The organism is Limoniibacter endophyticus, assembly GCF_014652835.1.
In the GTDB taxonomy this organism is placed as follows: Bacteria; Pseudomonadota; Alphaproteobacteria; order Rhizobiales; family Rhizobiaceae; genus Limoniibacter; species Limoniibacter endophyticus.
In genome coordinates, this window is the sequence record NZ_BMZO01000005.1 from 61391 (window position 1) to 82231 (window position 20841).

At 56.9% G+C, this 20841-nt stretch carries 19 protein-coding genes; 6 read left to right on the forward strand and 13 right to left on the reverse strand.

Going from position 1 to position 20841, the window contains the following annotated elements; translation table 11 throughout:
- Window positions 1–173: 173 nt before the first annotated feature.
- Both IE151_RS08300 and IE151_RS08305 read left to right on the forward strand, forming a co-directional pair.
- Complete coding sequence (locus IE151_RS08300; protein WP_189489544.1) at window positions 174–587, forward strand: hypothetical protein; 414 nt, start codon at window positions 174–176, stop codon at window positions 585–587.
- A gap of 37 nt (window positions 588–624) precedes the next feature.
- Window positions 625–1086 carry a hypothetical protein gene (locus IE151_RS08305; protein ID WP_189489545.1) on the forward strand — a complete coding sequence of 154 codons (462 nt, stop codon included), beginning with the start codon at window positions 625–627 and terminating at the stop codon, window positions 1084–1086.
- A gap of 556 nt (window positions 1087–1642) precedes the next feature.
- Here the strand turns inward: IE151_RS08305 and IE151_RS17825 are convergent.
- The 7 genes from IE151_RS17825 to IE151_RS08335 form a co-directional block, all read right to left on the reverse strand.
- Complete coding sequence (locus tag IE151_RS17825) at window positions 1643–1777, reverse strand: hypothetical protein (RefSeq protein WP_280517243.1); 135 nt, start codon at window positions 1775–1777, stop codon at window positions 1643–1645.
- 86 nt (window positions 1778–1863) lie between these two features.
- Window positions 1864–3594 (reverse strand): M14 family metallopeptidase, encoded by a 1731-nt coding sequence (locus tag IE151_RS08310; protein WP_189489546.1) that lies wholly within the window; start codon window positions 3592–3594, stop codon window positions 1864–1866.
- Entirely contained in the window at window positions 3591–4430 is an 840-nt protein-coding gene (locus tag IE151_RS08315) for an ABC transporter permease (protein WP_189489547.1), read from the reverse strand. Before IE151_RS08315 ends, IE151_RS08310 begins: the two co-directional genes overlap by 4 nt.
- A gap of 5 nt (window positions 4431–4435) precedes the next feature.
- Window positions 4436–5359: an ABC transporter permease gene (locus tag IE151_RS08320; RefSeq protein ID WP_189489548.1), complete on the reverse strand. Its 924-nt coding sequence runs from the start codon at window positions 5357–5359 to the stop codon at window positions 4436–4438.
- A 108-nt stretch (window positions 5360–5467) separates the two neighbouring features.
- The gene (locus IE151_RS08325; RefSeq protein ID WP_189489549.1) at window positions 5468–7000 is read right to left on the reverse strand and encodes an ABC transporter substrate-binding protein; all 1533 of its coding nucleotides are present in this window, start codon (window positions 6998–7000) and stop codon (window positions 5468–5470) included.
- Window positions 7001–7037: 37 nt separating this feature from the next.
- Window positions 7038–8870 (reverse strand): ABC transporter ATP-binding protein, encoded by a 1833-nt coding sequence (locus IE151_RS08330; RefSeq protein ID WP_244636664.1) that lies wholly within the window; start codon window positions 8868–8870, stop codon window positions 7038–7040.
- A gap of 10 nt (window positions 8871–8880) precedes the next feature.
- Window positions 8881–9456, reverse strand: coding sequence for a winged helix DNA-binding protein (locus tag IE151_RS08335; RefSeq protein WP_189489551.1), 576 nt, complete (start codon window positions 9454–9456; stop codon window positions 8881–8883).
- A 119-nt stretch (window positions 9457–9575) separates the two neighbouring features.
- Here IE151_RS08335 and IE151_RS08340 point away from each other — a divergent pair, with 119 nt between their 5' ends.
- On the forward strand, window positions 9576–13193 hold the full coding sequence (locus tag IE151_RS08340; RefSeq protein ID WP_189489552.1) for a hydantoinase B/oxoprolinase family protein: 3618 nt from the start codon (window positions 9576–9578) through the stop codon (window positions 13191–13193).
- A 62-nt stretch (window positions 13194–13255) separates the two neighbouring features.
- Here the strand turns inward: IE151_RS08340 and IE151_RS08345 are convergent, their stop codons facing one another.
- The 4 genes from IE151_RS08345 to IE151_RS08360 all read right to left on the reverse strand — a co-directional run bounded on the left by IE151_RS08345 (window position 13256) and on the right by IE151_RS08360 (window position 15777).
- Window positions 13256–13927, reverse strand: coding sequence for a PRC-barrel domain-containing protein (locus IE151_RS08345; RefSeq protein WP_189489553.1), 672 nt, complete (start codon window positions 13925–13927; stop codon window positions 13256–13258).
- Window positions 13928–14102: 175 nt separating this feature from the next.
- Window positions 14103–15056 (reverse strand): aldo/keto reductase, encoded by a 954-nt coding sequence (locus IE151_RS08350; protein ID WP_189489554.1) that lies wholly within the window; start codon window positions 15054–15056, stop codon window positions 14103–14105.
- Between the two features lie 33 nt (window positions 15057–15089).
- Window positions 15090–15503 (reverse strand): VOC family protein, encoded by a 414-nt coding sequence (locus IE151_RS08355; protein WP_189489555.1) that lies wholly within the window; start codon window positions 15501–15503, stop codon window positions 15090–15092.
- 91 nt (window positions 15504–15594) lie between these two features.
- On the reverse strand, window positions 15595–15777 hold the full coding sequence (locus IE151_RS08360) for a hypothetical protein (RefSeq protein ID WP_189489556.1): 183 nt from the start codon (window positions 15775–15777) through the stop codon (window positions 15595–15597).
- A gap of 276 nt (window positions 15778–16053) precedes the next feature.
- Here IE151_RS08360 and IE151_RS08365 point away from each other — a divergent pair, with 276 nt between their 5' ends.
- Window positions 16054–16923, forward strand: a complete 870-nt coding sequence (locus IE151_RS08365; RefSeq protein ID WP_189489557.1) for an outer membrane protein — start codon at window positions 16054–16056, stop codon at window positions 16921–16923.
- A gap of 18 nt (window positions 16924–16941) precedes the next feature.
- Here the strand turns inward: IE151_RS08365 and IE151_RS08370 are convergent, their stop codons facing one another.
- A complete protein-coding gene (locus tag IE151_RS08370; RefSeq protein ID WP_189489558.1) occupies window positions 16942–17328 on the reverse strand; it encodes a DUF423 domain-containing protein in 387 nt (128 codons plus the stop codon).
- 188 nt (window positions 17329–17516) lie between these two features.
- Here IE151_RS08370 and IE151_RS08375 point away from each other — a divergent pair, with 188 nt between their 5' ends.
- Complete coding sequence (locus IE151_RS08375) at window positions 17517–19841, forward strand: Tex family protein (RefSeq protein WP_189489559.1); 2325 nt, start codon at window positions 17517–17519, stop codon at window positions 19839–19841.
- Between the two features lie 56 nt (window positions 19842–19897).
- Window positions 19898–20317, forward strand: coding sequence for a YciI family protein (locus tag IE151_RS08380; RefSeq protein ID WP_189489560.1), 420 nt, complete (start codon window positions 19898–19900; stop codon window positions 20315–20317).
- A gap of 4 nt (window positions 20318–20321) precedes the next feature.
- Here the strand turns inward: IE151_RS08380 and IE151_RS08385 are convergent, their stop codons facing one another.
- On the reverse strand, window positions 20322–20654 hold the full coding sequence (locus IE151_RS08385) for a DUF779 domain-containing protein (RefSeq protein WP_189489754.1): 333 nt from the start codon (window positions 20652–20654) through the stop codon (window positions 20322–20324).
- Window positions 20655–20841 lie beyond the last annotated feature (187 nt).

Sequence of the window (20841 nt, forward strand, 5' to 3'; positions counted from 1 at the left end):
CCTCAGAAAACGACCCCATCGAAGCCACCAGCCACAACGGTTACGAAAACTGCTCTTGAAAAAGCTGCCAGCGTTCCTGCAGCGAAAGGGGACAAGCCAGCTTCAGCTAAAACTACACCTACTTTCGAAAAGGTTGGTTCAGCAGTTGGCGTGGAGCTTGCGAAGACATCGCAGTGTCGGTGCCGAAAGTCGATAATCCGCCGAAGGGTAGCTTGGTCGATTTGGTTCAGCAGCGTGAAAAGGCACCTACTTCCGTTTCATTCACGCCGAATGCTGCAGGTCCGCAGAATAAGATTGCGGTTGAAGACGTCCAGACAAAAGTAAATTCGATGGTGAGTCATTCAACCACTGTGGGGGTTGCGATCGGCAATGCTGTGGATCAAAAGGTGGCGCTTGATATCCGTCAGCAATATGCGGATACGGTGACGAAAGGAAACGCAAAGAACTTTCCTGCAAATCAGGCAAAAGCCGATGCCATGATAGGGAAACAGACAGGTAGCCTTGCGAAGACGGCTGCAAGCCAGATTAAAGCTGCGCATGATTATGGCGATCTTGTAAAACTTGAGAAGGCAGCGAAAAAACGGTGATCTACCGACTGAACCCAAGAGCAAAGGTGCCATCGGCTTGGCTGATGCTCTAGAGGCTAACAAAACCGCTATAGGGATTGCGGAAACGGCCAAGGTGGTTGGGAATCTTGCGGGGCCTGCAGTTGGAGCCGTTGAAGGATATCAGGCTGTATTGGAAGATGCGTCGGCTGCGGCAAAGATGGCGGGAGCTGTGAACGGTGCATTGAAACAGATAGATAATACAATGATCAGTAGCGTAGTGTTTGGAGTGACAACACTAGGCGCTTCTCCCGCTGCAGGGCCGTCGTTAGGTGTTGTCCCTGTTGCCGTTGGGGTACTGGCGGCGAGTGCTGCTAATGCCACTTACTCAGCATCTCCCGCAGAGCGATATGTTGATGCAGTCATTGATGCGATTACACCGGGAATTGAAAAGGGGATCTCTTTAGCTATTCAGGTACATGATATTCATGGAGCTATGCTGAATAAGGGTTTATCGACATTGGGCGAAGTATTCGAATAATGATGAATTGTATTAAAAAGGTGGCTATATACTACATTTCTTATGGAAAATTCATGAGTAGGAAAGAAATTTCGAAATTTTTTTCGGGTTTTTGATCCTCGGATATTTTTGTTTTTGTGAATTTACTGGAAGTGGGGCAAATCAATCTTTTTTGTTTGTAGATGGTCTAATGAAATATGTATGGTTAGCTCTGTTCGTAATGACAGTATTAATCATATATGGATATTTTTTTGGGCACCACCATGAGATCGTTCCCTTAGATGCAAAGTATACTACTCCTTCCCCGCTCGCTCCTTATGCCTTCGCTGGCGTGATTATATATATAGCGTTATCAAACTATTATAATTGGTAGTATGCCGTTAGGAACGAATGGAAATTCTATCGTTCCTAAATTTTAAATTATCTGAATGATCATTCGAAATATCCAATGAGAGCTTTTCAAGAGCGATAGCAAGTAATTAAAAACTGCATTGGAGCCGTGATTTTTATGTGTCTTTCGGTTGCGGCATGTAACCATGAATTCGTAGAGAGTCTTTATTTCTCTTGGCGCGAATTGTTAAAATATTTCTTTATATTTGGAAGTGTTGCCATGCGTCTCATTGTCTATGGCAACTTCTTCGGTCATCGCCATCAGCTGACGAACGCCATCGCCGCTTGCGCCGTATGCTTTTGCGGGAACGATGATCATCATTGCTCTAGCGAAGTATTGCGACTGGTGAGTAAATAAAGGGCGAGGCGCTTTACGCCTCGCTTTTCCTCTGTAACCGTCCAAACCGCTTATCCATATTGCACAATCATCTGCATCGCGTCGTACGCCGAGATCACTGTTACCATCTGTGCTGTGTGGCCGGCGATGAAATCGTCGCCATAGATGGTTTCGTCCGGGTATTCAGTGATCAAGGTGAGCGGAGCCGTGTGGCGATCGTCCACCGACACGAGGCAGGGGAAGCCGTTGATGATGCGGAAGCCTGTTTCGCCTGCATGAATTTCGTAAAGTTCGATCTGGGCATCGTTGTAGGTGATTAGTCCTGGAATCTTGCCGAGCTGGCGCGTCACGTGATTAAGCATGGTATCGGCGCGACGGTCCCAGCCTTCGTGATGACGCATGACGAGGAAGAAGCCCTTGGGCAACGTCCACATGGCGAAATTACGTGGCACGTAGCCTGAGAGGGGGCGCGTCCATTCATGGCTCGGATAGCCGTGCAGATTAACGTGCAGCGGCGCATGCGTCAGGTCGGTCGCACCGTTGCGAATGTTCTTCTCGCCGAGGTTGCCGCCGGTGTTTTCGGCCGTGCGATATTCAAGGTCGTCACCGAAGGCGGTGTAGCGCGCGGCGTGATGCATGTGGCGCGGATTGACGAGACGTAGACGCTGATGCAGCGCATAGCCGTCCGGGTTCTCGAGCGGCGAGATGGTGAAATGCGCGCCCGGACGCTGGCGCAGCAGCTTGGCGGCGCGCAGCGCCCCCACGATGCCGGTGTTCTCGTTGGCATGCTGCCCGCCGCTGATCATGACGGGAGCATCTGTGCCTTTGACATAACGGGCGCGTACGATGCGGCCCGAACGAGTCGTTGCCTCGAAGGTTTCGCCGCCAATAGCGTCGAGCTCCGCTTCGATCTGCGTGACGTAAGGTGGCTCTGCGATTGTTTCGAGATCGAATGTCGCGCCTGTCTCGACGCTCCTGTCGAGTTTGCGCAGGCTGACGCAAACGGATGGCACTGCGCCGAGCACAATTTCAGGCACGATCTGTCCAGGGCGCAGGCCGCGATCGCCGAGCGGGCGCCCCGATTTTTTCTGGAAGAACTCAAGCAGTGAGAAGTAGAATTCCTCGTGAAGGGCTTCACGCAGGCTGACGGCCTCATCGCCATGGGAAAGCCGCTCGTCTTCTGCCGGATAGGTGGCGGAGATGTTCAGCTCCTCGAAATAAGGCTCGGTCCCGCCCCACTCATGCGCAGCGATGGCCTGCATGGCCTCTTCGAACAGGGCTTCATAATCGGTATCGAGGCGGATGCCTTCATGCGCCGGGTGGTTGCGCAGCCAACCCGTCGGCGAGAGATTGGTTTCGCCAGCGAGGTCGGTGTGGACGCGGTTGGGCGCCAGAACGTGGTGCAGGGCCTGCGCGCCATCAGTATAAGTCAGCTGCACGTCGTAGGCAGGAAGAACATCGGCGCCGATCGTTTGGGCGACGAATTCGAATTTTGCATCGCCCAACATGGCCGCCAGCGGATAGGCCTCCAGCGTGAAGCGGTTGGCCGGGGCGTTCGGGTGCACGGGAAAAACGATGCGCACGCTTTCCAGGCCAACGAGCTGCACTTCTTCCAGGAAGAAATGCAGGAGCGGCTTGTAGGCCGAGCGAATGTGCGCTTTCACGCCTTTGGCGGCGAGCGCGTCCTGGGCGGCCTTGCGGCTCTTGGCATCGTCGAAGGTCCAGGCTTCGAAGGGGCCAATGGCATCGGCCACCAGCGTATCGAGCGTGCGGGAAAAGCGTTTATCGAAGAGTATGGTCATCGGGATGTTCTACCAGTGGGATCGAGGCTGTCACGTAGCCAATCGCCAAGAAGGTTGAGGCCAAGCACGGTCAGCAGGATGGCCAGGCCCGGAAAGACGGAAACCCACCAGGCAAGCTGGAGATAGGTGCGGCCATCGGCCAGCATGCCGCCCCAGCTGGGAATGGTAGGATCGACGCCGAGGCCAAGAAAGGTGAGCGACGATTCGAGCAGAATGTTGGTTGCGATGTTGAGTGTCATCAGAACGATGACCGGGCCGATCAGGTTCGGTAGCAGGTGCTGAAAGATGATACGCCAGTCCCTCACGCCAATAGCCCGCGCCGAAAGAATGAATTCGCGCTCGCGCAACGAAAGCACGGAGCCGCGCACCAGACGCGCATATTGTACCCATTGGGAGACGATGAGCAGGATGATCGTGTTCGTCAGGCTGCCGCCCACGATGGCGATGAAGGTGATGGCGAGCAGAATGAAGGGCATGGCCAGCTGGACGTCGGCGAAACGCATGACCAGCATGTCCCAGAAGCCACGATAATAGCCCGCGATCAGCCCCATCAGAACACCGATGACCACCGAGCCGGCAACCGAGAGAATGCCGACGGTGAGTGAAATCTTGCCCCCTTGAACAACACGGGCGAGAACGTCGCGACCCAGCGGATCGGTGCCCAGCGGGTGCGCCGGATTGCTGAATGGAGCAGCGAGGCGTGCCATGAGATTGATCTTTGAGCCGCCGTCCGGAAACAGGACGTCGGCAAAGAGGACCGCAAGACAGATGGCGCCGGTGAGCAGCACGCCCAGAATGAATTCAAGGCTGAGGAAACGTGAGGAAAAGCTGGTCATGGCCGCTACTCCGTACGGATGCGTGGGTCGACGAGGCCATAGGCGATGTCGACGACGAGGTTGATCGCGACGATGAGCAGCGACAATACGGTGATGACGCCCTGCAGAACGGGATAGTCGCGAGCGCCGACGGCGTCGAAGGCCAATGTGCCAAGGCCCGGCCAGTTGAAGACGCGCTCGATAACGACAATCCCGCCGAGCAGACCGCCAAACTGGATGCCGAAATAGGTGATGAGCGGGATCGCGCAATTGCGCAGCGCATGTTTGTAGAGCACCTTTCGCTCGCTCAGCCCCTTGGCGCGAGCGACCATGACGTATTGCGAGGAAAGCGTTTCGAGCATGGTGGTACGTACCAGGCGTACATTGGTGGCGGTCAGGATGACGCCCATGGTGAAGGCCGGCATGATATAGCTCTTCCATGTCCCCATGCCACTTGGCGGCAGCCAGCCAAGCGTAATGGCAAAGAGCAGAACAAGCATCGTGGCAAGCCAGAAATTGGGGAAGGAGAGACCGATCAGCGAGAAGATGCGGATGGCCTGGTCGCTCCATTTGCCGCGCGATGTAGCTGCCTTGATGCCCAGGGGGATGGAAACGATGATCGATACAATGATGGAGAGGAAGGCAAGGATAAGCGTGGGGCCGAGCGCCTGGGAAATCAAACCGGAAACGGAGGCGCCGCCCGCAAAGCTGCGCCCGAAATCAAAGGTCAGCAATCCCTGCATGTAGAGGAAATATTGAGTGAGGAAGGGCTTGTCGACACCGAGGGCCTGGCGGATGCGATTGAGATCGTCTTCCGTCATCGAACCGCCGCCCTGGAACATGGTCATCGCCGGATCGCCGGTGAGACGGATCGCGAAGGAGACGAGAAGAGTGATGGCAATCACGACGAAAATCGCCTGAAGCACTCGTTTTATCAGAAAACCGGCCAAGTATTCATTCCCCAAGAGCGTGGTCTTTGCGAAGCGGCAACAGGTGCCGTTTGGAAAAGCTCACGGAAGAAGGGGGCTGCCCGGCAGGACAGCTCCCCGTGATTAATCTTATTCGACCGAAACCTTGTCGAACTTCGTGCGATTATCCGGTGCAGGAACGAAGTCCTTCACACGTTTGTTGACGCCGTAGATGGCGTTTGAGTTGTAGAGCGGCATTTCAAGGGCGCGATCAGCGGCATAGGCGGCTATCTCCTTGAGGATGCGCTCGCGCTCGGCGCGGTCGGTCAGCGGGCGTTGCGATTCCAGAAGCTTATCCAGTTCCGGGTCGCTGTCATATGGGTTCCACTTCTCGCCCGAGTGATACATCGAGTAAGCGGTGTTGTCGTAGTCGAACGTCCAGCCACCCCACTTCTGCTGGAACATTGCGCCGGTTTTACCTTGCGGAATGATGTCGTTGAGCAGGACGTTGGTTTCATAAGGCTTGATGGTGGCAGTGATGCCGACCATCTGGAGGTAGCTCGCAATGACCTGAGCGACTTCGTTCATCGTCTGGTCGTTGCCGCGCACGTCGATCTGCACGGTTGCGCCTTCCTCGATGCCAGCTTCGGCAAGCAGCTTCTTGGCACCTTCCGGATCGTAAGGCAGCGGCTTCAATTCAGGATCGTAGCCGAAGGAGAGTTCGCCCTGAAACGACGCGATCGGCGACGCCTGCCCAGCAAGAATCTGGTCGACGATCGCCTGACGATCGACCGCCATGGTCAGTGCCTGGCGAACCTTGGGATCCTTGGTGATCCCGTCACGCGTGTTGAAGCGCAGTGCATCAACCGTCGGGCCGGGAACTGAGACGAGCTCAAGCTTTGAATCATTCTTGATGACATCGATCATTCCGATCGGAATGGTGGGCGGCAGGACCAGATCGACGCGGCCGGCCTGAAGCTCGGCGACGGCGGTCGAAGGCTCGGCAATGAAGCGATATTCCAGTTCCGAAAGCTTCGGCGCACCATCCCAATAGTCGGCATTGGCCTCAAGCTTGATATTGACCTTCGGCGCATAGGAAATGAACTTGAACGGGCCGGTGCCGACCGGGTTCGTGTTGAAATGCTCCTCGCCATGTTCGGCAATATATTTCGGCGGCACGATCATGGCGCCATAGCCGGCTAGCTTGGTGAGCAGTACTGGATCGGGCGACTTGAGCTTCATGTCGACAGTATAGTCGTCGATGATCTCGATGCTGTCGATGGCGACGTAGTTGGAGCGCTGCGGACCCTTAGAACCTTCTTCGCCGAGCAGGCGCTCGAAGGTGAACTTGACGGCTTCTGCGTTGAAGTCTTCGCCATTGTGGAATTTCACGCCCTGACGCAGCTTGAAGCGGACGCGCTTGCCCTCGTCCAGCTCTTCCCAGGATTCGGCAAGGCCCGGGACGAGCTTCAGGTCCGGGCCGCGATAGGTCAGACCATCGAAGATATTGGTTGCGACTGCTGCCCACTGAACAAGGAAGGTGTCGACCGGGTCCCAACTGCCTGGATCCTGTGGCGATGAGACGGTCAATTTGCCTTCGGCCAGCGCCGGCGAAGCGATAAAGGCAACGCTGGCCATGGCAAGGCTCAGGAACGCTGCGCGAATTCCCTTTGTTGTTTTCATTGCATCTTCCTCTTCAGATGAAACTGTTTTCGTATCGTCAGGCGCTTCTTGCCACGAAATGCCCTGGATTGATTTCCTCACGCGGCAAAATGAGCGGCTCATTGCCGACCTCGCGGATGGGACTGGGGATCTCGCCTTCGATGAGGGCGGAGCCGCGATCGCGGGTTGGGTCGGCGACCGGAACGGCGGAGAGAAGTTTTTTCGTATAGGCATGGCTCGGATTTTCGAAGACCTGGCGGCGGCTGCCCAACTCCATGATCTGACCGAGATAAAGCACGGCGACGCGGTGGCTCATCTTTTCGACCACTGCCATGTCATGGCTGATAAACAGATAGGCGAGGCCACGCTCGGCCTGCAAATCCATGAAGAGATTGATGATCTGAGCCTGGATCGACACGTCGAGGGCGGACAGTGCTTCGTCAGCTATGATGAGCTTCGGGTCTGAGGCGAGTGCACGAGCAATGCAGACGCGCTGGCGCTGACCACCGGAAAATTCGTGCGGATAACGTTTGGCATGCTCCGACGTGAGACCGACGCGTTCGAGGAGACTGTGCACGCGTTTCTCGATTTCCTTGCCGGAATGCAGCAGATCATGTGTACGGATCGGTTCGGCGATCGAGAAGCCAATGGTCTTGCGCGGATCGAGCGAAGCGAAGGGATCCTGGAAAATATACTGTACGTCCTGGCGCAGGCGATGGCGTTCCGCAGCGCTCATTTGGTCAAGCGGTCTGCCGCCAAAGGAAATCTGTCCCGAAGTCGCAGCCTGCAACTGCTGGATGGCGCGACCGATGGTGGATTTACCCGAACCGGATTCGCCGACCAGCGCCAGTGTTTCGCCGGGATGGATGTCGAAGGAGACCTGCTCCACCGCATGAACGCGGTGCGTAACGCGGCCGAAGAGAGTTTTCTTCACGTCGAAACGGACGACGAGATCCTTTACGGAGAGAAGCGGAACGTCGTTATATTTTGCCGTGTCCTGCACACGTTCGGTGCCTACGAGCCTAGGTTCGCCATCCTCCAGGACGGTAAGCGGCATTCGCTTGGGCAGTTCCTCGCCTTTCATGGAGCCGAGCTTAGGTACGGCGGCAAGCAATGTACGGGTATAGGGGTGCTTCGGGTCTGCGAAAATCTCGCGTACCGGCCCTTCCTCGACCTTTCTGCCTTTCCACATGACAACGACGTCATCGGCCATTTCGGCCACGACGCCCATATCATGAGTGATGAAGATCATCGCCATGCCGAGCTCTTTCTGGAGATCGCGCATGATATTGAGGATCTGGGCCTGGATTGTAACATCGAGCGCGGTCGTAGGCTCGTCTGCAATGAGCAGGCGAGGGCGGCAGGCGAGCGCCATGGCTATCATGACGCGCTGGCGCATACCGCCGGATAGCTGATGGGGGAAACGCTTGAGAAGCTCGGAGGAGTCCGGCAGGCGGACCATGTCGAGCAGGCGCTTGCCTTCTGCCAGTGCGGCCTTCTTGCTCATCTTCTCGTGCAGGATCAGGACTTCGCTGATCTGGTCGCCGATCGTGTAGACAGGATTAAGCGAGGTCATGGGCTCCTGGAAGATCATGGCGATCTCCTTGCCCCGAATGCCACGCATGTCCTTCTGGCTTTGCTGGAGAATGTCGATCTCGCCCTTCGGGCTGGCGAACAGAATGCGCCCGCTGGGATATTTCGCGCCCATGATATCGGCAAGGCGCATGGCCGACAGCGAGGTCACGGACTTGCCTGAACCGGATTCACCGACGACTGCAACTGTCTTGCCGGCGGGAACCGTGAAGCTCAGATTTTCGATAACCTTGGCGGCACCGAACTGGACGCTGAGATCCTCGACCTTGAGGAGCGGTTGAAAATTGACGTCGCTCAAGTAAGGCTCCTTATAAAGTCGTTGCGGAACGCGCCGCCTGGTTGAATGCGCCGGACATAAAGCGAAGAACTGCGGCGATTTCCGACAGCGTTTCCTCGGAAGGACGGGCATTGGCAGTGGAGTCTACCAGCAGGCGCTCGCGGATTTGCGCATAACGAGCACAGGCATCGGCGCCCTTTTCGGTAATTTGCACAATCTTTTCCTTGGCCACCTTGCGGGAGGTCAAAAGGCCGGCTGTCTCCAGTTTTTTCACGGCGTAGGTCACAATATGCGTGTCTTCGATGTCCAGAACGAGACAAAGGTCGGCCAGTTTTTTCTCGCGACCGCGATGACGGATCGAATGCAGGATCAACACTTCCATTGCAGACAAACCAGGCAGACCGGCAGCGGTCATGCAGCGCACCATCCACCGCGAAAAGGCGTGACTGGCAAGGACGAGGCCATACTCGACTTCTGAAAGGCCGGGTGAACCCCCATCTGCCAGATGGGCGGAAGAAACGATTGGCCCAATGGAAGGGACGGGCTGCAGATGTCTCGGCAGAGCGGTTTCGAGCCGCTCCAAATCCACATGCGATTTTGCGTCCATCAATCCACCCCATACGTCTTGACGAAATTATGTCACCATTTTATCGATATTTTGTCAACGTTGATTGATGACTTTATGGACGTGCCTATTTTATGGGCAGTGGCTTGGGGAAAACCGTCATGACCGAACAGAACGCAGCCTGGGATTTCTGGATCGACCGCGGCGGCACGTTCACCGATGTCATCGGGCGCGACCCGCAAGGCCAATTGCACGCCCGCAAGGTCCTTTCGGAAAATCCGCAAGCCTATCGCGATGCGGCGGTGCATGGCATCCGGTTGCTTCTCGGCTTGAACGCCGGTGAACCAATCCCGACCGGCATGATCCACGAAGTGCGCATGGGCACGACCGTTGCCACCAATGCGCTGCTGGAGCGCAAGGGCGAACGCCTGGCACTGGTGACGACCAAAGGTTTCCGCGACGCGCTCAAGATCGGCTATCAGGAGCGCAAGAACATCTTCGCCACCGAGATCGTCAAACCTGAAGCGCTTTACGAAAGCGTGACGGAAATTGACGAACGTGTTCTGGCAGACGGTACCGTTGAAAAGTCACTGGACGAGGCAGCTGCGCGCAAGGCGCTCGAAGCGCTGAAGCAGCAAGGTTATGACTGCATCGCCATCGTGCTCATGCACGCTTACAAATTCCCCGCGCATGAGGCGATCCTGGCAAAGATCGCCCGGGACATCGGTTTTGCACAGATTTCTGTCAGCCATGAGGTCTCGCCGCTGGTGAAGTTTGTTGGACGCGGCGACACAACTGTCATCGACGCCTATCTCTCGCCAGTTCTGTCGCGTTACGTTGCGCAGGTTTCCTCTGAACTGGATGTCGAGCGCACCGGTGCGCGGCTCATGTTCATGATGTCGTCGGGCGGTCTGACCGCTGCCGATCTTTTTCAGGGCAAGGACGCCATTCTTTCCGGCCCGGCCGGTGGCGTGGTCGGTCTGGCGCGCACTGGCGAATCCGCAGGGTTCGACAAGGTTATCGGCTTCGACATGGGTGGCACCTCCACCGACGTGGCGCATTTCGACGGGGAATATGAACGCGCCTTCGAAACGCAAGTCGCGGGGGTGCGCGTGCGCGCTCCGATGATGCTGATCCATACAGTTGCGGCGGGCGGAGGCTCGATCCTTCACGCTGATGGCGGACGCTTCCGCGTTGGTCCCGACTCTGCCGGTGCAAATCCGGGTCCAGCCTGCTATCGCAATGGCGGTCCACTGGCGGTTACCGATGCCAATGTCATGCTGGGCAAGCTGATCCCGGATTACTTCCCGGCTTTGTTCGGTCCGGACCAGAACGAAAAACTCGATGTTGAAGCCGTGCGTGAGAAGTTCGCGGCGATTGCCGAGGAACTGGGCGACGGGCGCAAGCCAGAGGAGATCGCCGACGGCTTCATCAAGATCGCTGTTGCCAACATGGTTGAAGCAATCAAGAAGATTTCAGTGCAGCGCGGCTATGACGTGACGCGATATGCGCTCAATTGCTTCGGTGGCGCGGGCGGGCAGCATGCCTGTCTGGTGGCGGATGCTCTTGGCATGAAGCACATTCTACTGCATCCGATGTCGGGTCTTCTCTCTGCTTATGGCATGGGTTTGGCAGATATTCGCGCCACCCGCCAAAAGGCGCTGGGCGTTGAGCTGAACGCTGATGCGCCACAGGCGATGCTCGGTCTGGCGCGTGATCTGCAGGCCGAAACGTTGGCGGACCTGGCGGCGCAAGGCATTGAAGGCAAGGATGCAAAGACGCATCTGCGCGCCCATATCCGCTACGCCGGCACCGATACGGTCATCCCGGTGGAGGCAAGTTATCCCCAAGCCGACACGGCAGAGCGTCTGCGCACGGAATTCGAGACGTTGCACAAGCGCCGCTTCGGTTTCGTCGATACGACCAAGGCCCTGGTGATCGATGCCGTCGAGATTGAATCCGTTGGCGGCAGCGGCGCGGAAATCGATCATCCTGCCGGGGATAAGGGCGAGGGTGAGGTCATGCCTACGCGCCGTACTCGTTTCTTCTCGCAAGGTCGGTTCCATGATGCAGGTGTCATACTGCGTTCGGAGATGAAGGCCGGCAACCGTGTTTCGGGTCCTGCCATCATCATAGAGAAGAACCAGACCATCATTATCGAAGATGGCTGGCAGGCAGAACTGACTGCGAAGGACCATGTTGTCCTGGAGCGTGTGAAGGCATTGCCTACCCAGATGGCGATTGGCACCAAGGCCGACCCGGTAATGCTGGAAATCTTCAATAACCTCTTCATGTCGATCGCCGAGCAGATGGGCGTGACGCTGCAGAACACCGCCTATTCGGTGAATATTAAGGAGCGCCTCGACTTCTCGTGCGCGGTGTTCGACGCGGAAGGCAATCTTGTCGCCAACGCACCGCACATGCCGGTGCACCTGGGTTCGATGGATGCATCCGTTGCAACTGCCATCCGCGAAAACCCGATCATTCACCCGGGCGATGTGTTTCTGATCAACGCGCCATATAATGGCGGCACACATCTGCCTGACCTGACGGTTTGTACTCCGGTGTTCGACGAACAAGGAAAGAATATCCGTTTCTGGGTGGCAAGTCGTGGCCACCACGCAGATATTGGCGGCATTGCGCCGGGTTCAATGTCGCCGCTGGCTGTCAATATCGAGCAGGAAGGTGTCTATATCGACAATTTCAAACTCGTTGATAAGGGCGAGTTCGCGGAAAAGGCGCTGTCGGAACTGCTGACTGGCGGGAAATACCCGGTGCGCAATCTTGTGCAGAATATCAACGACCTGAAGGCACAGATTGCGGCCAATGAGAAAGGCGTTGCCGAGCTCGAGAAGATGATCGCGCAATTTGGCGAAGATGTCGTCGATGCGTATATGGGCCACGTGCAGGATAATGCGGCCGAGAACGTGCGCATGGTTCTCGACCGGTTACCGGATGGCGAGTTCACCTATGAAATGGATCAGGGCTGCTTCATTAAGGTGAAGATAAGCATCGACCGCGAGAAGCGCGAAGCAACTGTCGATTTCACGGGAACCTCGGAACAGCGGGACGACAATTTCAATGCTCCGGCACCGGTGACGCGAGCCGCAGTGCTTTATGTATTCCGCGTGCTGGTCGAGGGCGATATTCCAATGAACGCTGGCTGCCTGCGTCCGATCAAGCTGATCGTACCCGAAGGCACGATGCTTTCGCCGCGTTACCCCGCTGCGGTCGTGGCGGGCAATGTCGAGGTGAGCCAGGCAGTAACCAACTGCCTCTTTGGCGCGACCAAGGCGATGGCCGCCGCGCAGGGCACGATGAACAACCTGACCTTCGGCAATGATGCGTATCAATATTACGAAACGATCTGCTCCGGTGCTCCCGCCGGTCCCGGCTTCGACGGTGCTGACGCAGTGCATACGCACATGACGAACTCGCGGCTTACCGACCCGGAAATTCTGGAAACGCGTTTCCCCGTCGTGCTCGAGGATTTCCACATCCGCGAGAATTCGGGTGGCAAGGGCAAGTTCACTGCCGGAAACGGCACGCTGCGCACGATCCGCGCCATGGAGAAGCTTGACTTTGCCATTCTCTCCGGTCACCGCCGCGTCGCGCCCTTCGGACTGGAAGGTGGCGAGCCCGGACAATTGGGCAGGAACTCTGTGCGTCGTCTTGACGGCTCAATGGAGGTTCTTGGCAATTGCGACCAGACTGTCCTGGAGAAAGGTGAGGCGATCACCGTCCAGACGCCGACAGGTGGGGGCTACGGGAAAGCCTGATACAGAGACGGAAAATGCCGGGCGATAAACCCGGCATTTTTTTTCGTGGATGAAGCAACCTCTTACTGCGAGGAGCTTCCGCCGGTGGTTGGCGAAGGAGCGGTGCCGGTCGAAGGCGACTGCTCCGTGCCATTAGTGGCAGGCGGAGTTGTCGTCGTGCCCGTGTCCGAGTTGGTGCCCGTAGCAGGTGCTGTACCGGTTGCCGGAGCTGTACCCGTAGCCGGGGCGGTGCCGGTTGCCGGAGCTGTGCCATCGGCGTTTGCCATATCGCGTTCAAATGCCGGAGCTGCCTCGAGCTGTTCCTTGGTCTGGTCGACGATCACACGCCAATCGTCTTCATCATTGGCTTCAGGCATCACAGAGACGCTGGCGAGGTCTATCGCTACTTCTTTTTGTCCCATACCGAGGAAGCCGCCGACACTGACGACAATGCCTTTAAGCTGGCCGGAGCCGTCAAAGAGAAGATCTTCGACTTCGCCGATATCTTCCCCATCTTCACCTGCGGAGGTGTACACGTCCTGGTCCATCAACTGACTTGCCAGTACCTGACCTTCCGCAGCGGTGAAATAACCGTCCGCGCTTTCCATGGGGGTGGATTGACCGCCTTCGAAAAGCTTCATTGCCGTCCCTGTGTCGCCAGCTGGGGCCTCGGTGGGGGTCGTGGCAGTCTGAGCCATGGCCGCGCCGGAGAACATGACGAGAAGGGCGGTCGTCGTGAGCAGTTTCTTGGTCATAGCGTTTTCCATCCTGTTTTGTTTAAGTGAGAAGCGTTTGAATCTTATCGTCTTTTGCTTCTTGGGATGGAAACACGCTTCTTCACGCGAAGTTCCGAAAGATTTTTTATTAGATCGATTGAAACATAAAACGGCCTGCTTGCGCAGGCCGTTTCTGGGGAGAAAAGCGGTAAGTTTAATAAGCGCTTGCGTCGTTCAGTCTATGCAGAGCTTCCGACGGTAGGGTAAGGCGCGCTGCTCGAACCAGGCTCTCAAGTTGTGAAAGGCTGGTTGCGGACGAAATTGGCGCGGTGATGCCCTTTTGCGCAATGATCCAGGCAATGGCTGCTTCCGCCGGTTTCACGCCCAACTCGTTTGAAACTGCATCGAGCGCGTCGAGAATGCGCAGACCTCGCTCATCGAGATAGCGTTCCACACTGGAGCCACGCTTGCTCTTGCCGAGATCGACCTTGGAACGGTATTTGCCGGTGAGGAATCCTGCCGCAAGGCCATAATAGGAAATCACGCCGATATTCTCTTCCACGACGCGCTCCTGCAACGCACCTTCGAATATTTTGCGATTGTGCAGATTATATTCCGGCTGCACGCTTTCATAGCGTGGCAGGCTCTGCTCGGAAGATATCCTGAGTGCTTCTGAAAGCTGATCGGCGGTGAAATTGGAACAACCGATCTTACGGATCTTGCCTGCCTGGATCAGTTCGGCATAGGCAGACAAAGTCTCTTCATGCGGAGTGTCGGCATCGTATGCGTGGGACTGATAGAGGTCAATCGTTTCGATCTGAAGGCGCTTGAGAGAGTTATCAACCGCCTTCATGATCCATTGCCGGGACAGTCCCTTCTCCGGCAAGCCCACATCAAACCCCACCTTGGTGAAAATCAGCACATTGTCCCGTTTGGAAGGATTGGCCTTGAGCCAATTTCCGATGATGATTTCCGACTCGCCACCTGTGTTGCCGGGTGCCCAGGCCGAGTAGACATCCGCTGTGTCAATCGCGCTGAAGCCACTGTCCACAAAGGCGTCGAGGATTTGAAAGCTGGTCTTTTCGTCTATGGTCCAGCCGAACACGTTGGTGCCGAGAACCAGAGGTTCTATGGAAAGACCACTATTACCGAGTAAGCGTTTTGCCATGAATCAGTCTCCATTAAGCCGATACGCTCAGCCTTAATGCGCGAAGACGCTGTCGAAATCCTTGAAACCCTTGACCTCGATCGGATTGCCACTCGGATCGAAGAAAAACATGGTGCGCTGTTCGCCAGGCTCGCCTTCGAAGCGCACGACCGGGGGGATGTCAAAGGCGATACCTGCATCCTCGATGCGCTTGGCAAGCGCGAACCAGTCATCCAGTGCAAGCACTACGCCCAGATGCGGCATCATCACCATGTGGTCACCGACCTTGCCGGTTCGAGTGACTTCAAAGGGTTTGCCAAGATGCAGCGAAATCTGGTGGCCGAAGAAATCGAAGTCCACCCAGGTGTCGGTTGAGCGGCCCTCGGCACAGCCGAGCACATCGCCATAGAACTTGCGCGCCTCATCGAGATCGGTGACGTGATAGGCGAGATGGAACAAGGATTTCATTCGTATTCCCCAGTGGATTATTGAAAAGGGGATGCTGCGAGTCACACGCCGCATCCCCTTGGGGAATATTTGTCGCCATTAAGGTTGCCGGTCAATGCTCTGTTTTTTGGTCGAGCCTTCTGAGCAGCTCTTCGAACTGCTGGTCGTTCTCCGGAGCCTGGAAGCGTGTACCCACGGCGTCCCGATAGAGCGGCTTTCTTATCTCCGCACGGATCAGCCTCGCCAACTGACTCGGATCAACCCGGGGCGGATATTTGCCTGATTGCGCGTTCATGTTTCTACTCCTGATATGCAGAACCAACTTTTCAACGCAGACAGAGTTCCGATCATCAACCCGTATGATTTATAAAAGCTTACTAAAATTCGAGAATAGCGAAGTTGATGAAGAATATGTCTTTGCCCTGCCTATGCAGGGCGTCTGAATTTCCGATTTAAAGCTTAACGAAGAAAAATATTATGGTTAGCGATTAAGGTTAAGTGAGTGTTAACTGTTTTAGATGAAGGCTTCTTTCAGGTCCGCGACAAGCTCAGTCGGCCCAGGGGAGTTGTAATGAGTACGTCACTTCGTTCATTTGCATGCGCGGCGCTTATATCCACTGCGGGTGGTTCCGCTTTCGCTGCCGATATCGCTTACGAACCCACTCCGATCGAGGCTCAGCCGGTCGTCGAATATCGCGGCGTTTCCGCCGGAGGCTGGTATTTGCGCGGAGATGTGGGTCATAGTTTTTCGTCTTCGCGCAGCGGCTCTTATCGTTTCTATCAAGGCGGGGGAGTCTATCAGGAGCAGCGTTACGAGAAATATACGCTACGTTCGAACACGGAATTCAGCGCAGGCGTTGGCTATCGCTTCAACGATTACCTGCGCGTGGACGGGACTGTAGGTCACTGGCGGCGTGATCTTGTCGGTTCGTCCTCCTTCGGCGGCTTTTCCTATGATGACAGCTCGCGCGCCAAGGCATGGGAACTGATGGCGAACGCCTATGTCGACATCGCGAAGTGGGGTCGCTTTACGCCCTATATTGGCGGCGGTATTGGCGCGACGCATATCAAGTACGGTCAGATGAAGAACCGCGCCACCTGTGTGACGCCCGCTATCTGCGGTGGCGGTGGCTATACCGGATTCCACGAGGGCTATGGTTCCTGGCGTCTGACATGGGCTCTGATGGCCGGTGCTTCTGTCGATATTACCAGCCGCACCAAGCTCGATTTCGGGTACCGCTATACCCAGATCAAGGGGGGTGACGCTTATGGCTTCGACGCGATTGACCGGGCAGGCGGTGCAACAGGTGTTCAGGGCCGCGATCATGGCTATCACAGCCATGCCATTCGGGTGGGCCTACGCTATGAATTCGGCGGTGCCGATTACGCACCTGTCTACGAACCCATTCCCGATTACCGCCCGGTTCCAATTTACAAATAAACAAACGTAATCGGTGTCTTAGAAAACCTCGCGATCCGAAAGGGCCGCGGGGTTTTCTTGTTTCGAGGCCGCCAGAGAAGATGCTGCCAGAACGAGCCAGCCGAGAATTGTCAGGCTGCCGCCGATTGGCGAGGCCATCGGGAATAGGCGCTGACCCATATATTGCCGCATCATCAGGTCGATCGAGAAGAGCAGGAGCCCGAGGAGGATGGCTAGCCCGCCGAACGACAGGAGCCGTGTACGCGGCGCGATCGACAGGAAGAGGAACACAGGCGCGTGGGCCAGAAGCAATGCGGAAACGGTGCCGTCATAGCCGCCTCGTCCATGTGCGGCGGCAGCAGCCAGAACGACGCCCGCTGCGCCAGAAAGTCCACCCATGGCGAGAAATGCGCGATTATTGATCATTTTTTAGCCCCCGAACCAGTCTTTGCCGAAGTTATAGACCCGACAATCGCCATGCGCAGCCGTTGAATCGTCGCAGGCACCGTTTCCTGTGGAGCAGACAAGGGCCGGCAAAAGCCGATATTGGCCTGCCACATCGCGGCCTTTATGGTCGCGCATCCAGAAGCCTTATCCTTTTGAAATGGACGCGAATGAGCACCGACAAAACCAGCGAAGCCCGAATTTCCACGCTGATTGCTACCGAGATCGGGGCCAGACAGAACCAGGTGGAGGCTGCCGTCAGCCTGCTGGATCAGGGAGCCACGGTGCCTTTCGTTGCGCGCTACCGCAAGGAAGTGACGGGTGGCTTGGACGACACCCAGCTTCGCACATTGGCTGATAGACTGACCTATTTGCGCGAGCTGGAAGCGCGCCGCAAGACGATCTTCGAGACGATCACCGGGCAAGGCAAGATGGATGACGCGCTTGCGCTCAAGATCGCACAAGCCGCCACCAAGGCTGATCTCGAGGACATTTATCTGCCCTATAAGCCGAGGCGGCGCACAAAGGCAGAAATTGCCCGTGAGCGCGGCCTTGGTCCACTTGCTGAAATGCTGCTGGAAAATCGCGGGCTGAAACCGGAAGAGGCAGCAAAGCCTTTTGTTGCAGGTGACTTGGCAGATATAAAGGCTGCCCTTGAGGGCGCGCGCGATATCATTGCCGAGGGCATCGTTGAAAATGCCGACCTGTTGCAGTCGCTACGTGCCTATATGCGCGAAAAGGCGTTCATCCGCTCGACCGTGATCGACGGCAAGAAGACCGAGGGCGCGAAGTTCGCAGATTATTTCGACCATGTGGAGCGTTGGGAAACGGCGGCCGGGCACCGTGTGCTCGCCATGCTGCGGGGCCGTAACGAGGATATACTCTCCGTAGATATCGAAGTGGATGCAGATGATCAGAGCGCGATCAAGCCCGTGGAGCGCAAGATCGCGGCGAGCTTGCAGGTGGGCGCTACTCAGCCCGCCGATATCTGGTTAATGGGCGTGATTGGCTGGACGTGGCGCGTGAAGCTCAAAATGTCGCTATCGCTTGACTTGATCTCCGAAATTCGCGAGCGGGCGGAAGAGGAGGCGATCCGCGTCTTTGCCCGCAATCTCAAAGACCTGCTTTTGGCCGCGCCAGCTGGCGCGCGCGCTACGATCGGGCTTGATCCCGGCATCCGTACGGGCGTCAAGGTGGCGGTAGTCGACCAGACCGGCAAGCTCCTGGATACGACGACCGTCTATCCGTTTCCGCCAAAGAACGATCTGCGAGGCGCGCAGGCCGAGATTGCCGGGCTTGTTCGCAAGCATAAGATCGAGCTGATCGCGATTGGTAACGGCACGGGCAGTCGCGAGACGGAGAAACTGGTGGCCGACATGCTGAATGACCTGCCTGCGCCCAAGCCCACGAAAGTAATTGTTTCGGAAGCGGGCGCTTCGGTCTACTCCGCGTCATCAGCCGCTGCGGCCGAGTTTCCGGGCCTCGATGTCTCCTTGCGCGGGGCCGTTTCGATCGCCCGCCGTTTGCAGGACCCGCTGGCTGAGCTCGTGAAGATCGAACCGAAATCGATCGGCGTCGGACAGTATCAGCACGATGTGGACCAGCACCGTCTCGGGCGTTCGCTGGAAGCGGTGGTCGAAGATGCGGTGAACGCCGTGGGGGTCGATCTCAATACGGCTTCCGCCTCGCTTTTGGCGCGCGTTTCGGGCCTCAGTTCCGCGATTGCGGAGTCAATCGTCGCCTTTCGCGATGCCAACGGTCCATTCATGACGAGAAAGGCCCTGATGGAAGTGCCGCGTCTTGGGGCTCGCACCTTCGAGCAATGCGCGGGTTTCCTGCGCATTGCGAACGGCAAGGAGCCGCTTGACGCTTCCGCGGTCCACCCGGAAGCCTATGGGATTGCCAAGAAGATCGTCGCCGCCTGCGGTCGCGACGTGCGCACGCTGATGGGAGACACAACTGCCTTGAAAGCGCTTGATCCACGCGTTTTTGTGGACACGCGCTTTGGCCTGCCGACAGTGAAGGATATTCTGGCCGAACTGGAAAAGCCGGGCCGTGATCCGCGTCCGAGCTTCAAGACCGCGACATTTGCTGAGGGCATCGACGACATTAAGGATCTGAAGCCGGGCATGCAGCTTGAGGGCACGGTGACCAATGTCGCCGCATTCGGTGCTTTCGTGGATGTCGGCGTACACCAGGATGGTCTCGTACACGTGTCGCAACTCGCCGATCGTTTTATCAAGGACCCGCACGAGGTGGTGAAGGCAGGCGACGTGGTGAAGGTGCGTGTGACGGAAGTGGACGTGGCGCGCAAACGTATCGGTCTTTCGATGCGCAAGGAGGGCGGCGGTGAGGCGGTCGCATCGCGTTCGTCTGCGCCGCGTGAGCAGATGAACCGCAGCCAGCAAAGCCGCATGCAGGCCAAACCTCCCCATGCACCGGACGCCATTGGCGCGTTAGGCGACGCATTGGCGAAGGCGATGAAGAAACGATAATCGCGGCTGGCGCCATTCGTGCTAAGCTCCTCCGGCTCATTTCTTGGGAGGAAGCGATGCGTGTTATGGTTCTGGTCAAGGCAACACCTTCGAGCGAAGCGGGCCAAATGCCTTCGGCTGAATTGCTTGAGGCGATGGCGACTTTCAACGAAACGCTTGCTGAAGCAGGAATTCTGCTGGCGGGGGAAGGGCTGAAACCGTCCTCCCAAGGCAAACGCATCTTGTTTTCAGGCAGAGATCGGATGGTAAGAGACGGGCCCTTCGATCATGTGACCGAACTGGTGGCGGGTTTCTGGATCTGGGAAGTCAAGGACATTGACGAGGCTGTCGAATGGGTCCGGCGCTGTCCCAATCCCATGCCGGAAACCAGCGAGATCGAAATTCGTCCGGTTTATGAGCTGGAGGATTTCGGGGAAGCGGTGACCCCCGAGATAAAGGCTCAGGAAGAGTTTTTACGCAACCGAACGAAGCATTGAAGCATCACGCTGCACAGACCGTCGATCGTGTCAGGAACCGCTTCTCTCGGCCGTTGTCGAGCGAGAACATGCCGCCGCGGCCGGGCACGACGTCGATGATGAGCTGTGTGTGTTTCCAGGCCTCGTACTGCAAGCCGCTGATATAGAAGGGCGCACCGCCTATCTCGCCCAGGAGCACGTCGTTATCGCCGATGATGAAATCGTCTGTCGGATAGCACATCGGGGAAGAGCCGTCACAGCAACCGCCCGACTGGTGAAACAGGATCGTCGGGTGGTCCCGGCGTATCTCCGCAATCAGCTCGAGTGCTGCTGGGGTGGCAGATACCTGGGGTTCCATGCTCTTTACAGGATGATCGGGCATTGACAGACCTCCATGCGGACTTGCCGTCCATGATAGCATGGGCAGCGATAACGGTGGAGGGGGCAAGAGACCGCCATCGCTGCCCACTGCATGGCGCAACGCAAAAGGAAAACATTTCTGCTTCTGCTTGCGTTGCGCATCGGACCGCCCGGTGAACGGTCCC

Coding starts and splice junctions, on each gene's coding strand:
- IE151_RS08335 (WP_189489551.1), bottom strand. CDS start 9,456: ATGGACGCAAAATCGCATGTGGATTTGGAGCGGCTCGAAACCGCTCTG.
- IE151_RS08360 (WP_189489556.1), bottom strand. CDS start 15,777: ATGAACGCGCAATCAGGCAAATATCCGCCCCGGGTTGATCCGAGTCAG.
- IE151_RS08310 (WP_189489546.1), bottom strand. CDS start 3,594: ATGACCATACTCTTCGATAAACGCTTTTCCCGCACGCTCGATACGCTG.
- IE151_RS08350 (WP_189489554.1), bottom strand. CDS start 15,056: ATGGCAAAACGCTTACTCGGTAATAGTGGTCTTTCCATAGAACCTCTG.
- IE151_RS08375 (WP_189489559.1), top strand. CDS start 17,517: ATGAGCACCGACAAAACCAGCGAAGCCCGAATTTCCACGCTGATTGCT.
- IE151_RS08365 (WP_189489557.1), top strand. CDS start 16,054: ATGAGTACGTCACTTCGTTCATTTGCATGCGCGGCGCTTATATCCACT.
- IE151_RS08380 (WP_189489560.1), top strand. CDS start 19,898: ATGCGTGTTATGGTTCTGGTCAAGGCAACACCTTCGAGCGAAGCGGGC.
- IE151_RS08370 (WP_189489558.1), bottom strand. CDS start 17,328: ATGATCAATAATCGCGCATTTCTCGCCATGGGTGGACTTTCTGGCGCA.
- IE151_RS08355 (WP_189489555.1), bottom strand. CDS start 15,503: ATGAAATCCTTGTTCCATCTCGCCTATCACGTCACCGATCTCGATGAG.
- IE151_RS08325 (WP_189489549.1), bottom strand. CDS start 7,000: ATGAAAACAACAAAGGGAATTCGCGCAGCGTTCCTGAGCCTTGCCATG.
- IE151_RS08385 (WP_189489754.1), bottom strand. CDS start 20,654: ATGGAACCCCAGGTATCTGCCACCCCAGCAGCACTCGAGCTGATTGCG.
- IE151_RS08345 (WP_189489553.1), bottom strand. CDS start 13,927: ATGACCAAGAAACTGCTCACGACGACCGCCCTTCTCGTCATGTTCTCC.
- IE151_RS17825 (WP_280517243.1), bottom strand. CDS start 1,777: ATGATGATCATCGTTCCCGCAAAAGCATACGGCGCAAGCGGCGATGGC.
- IE151_RS08315 (WP_189489547.1), bottom strand. CDS start 4,430: ATGACCAGCTTTTCCTCACGTTTCCTCAGCCTTGAATTCATTCTGGGC.
- IE151_RS08340 (WP_189489552.1), top strand. CDS start 9,576: ATGACCGAACAGAACGCAGCCTGGGATTTCTGGATCGACCGCGGCGGC.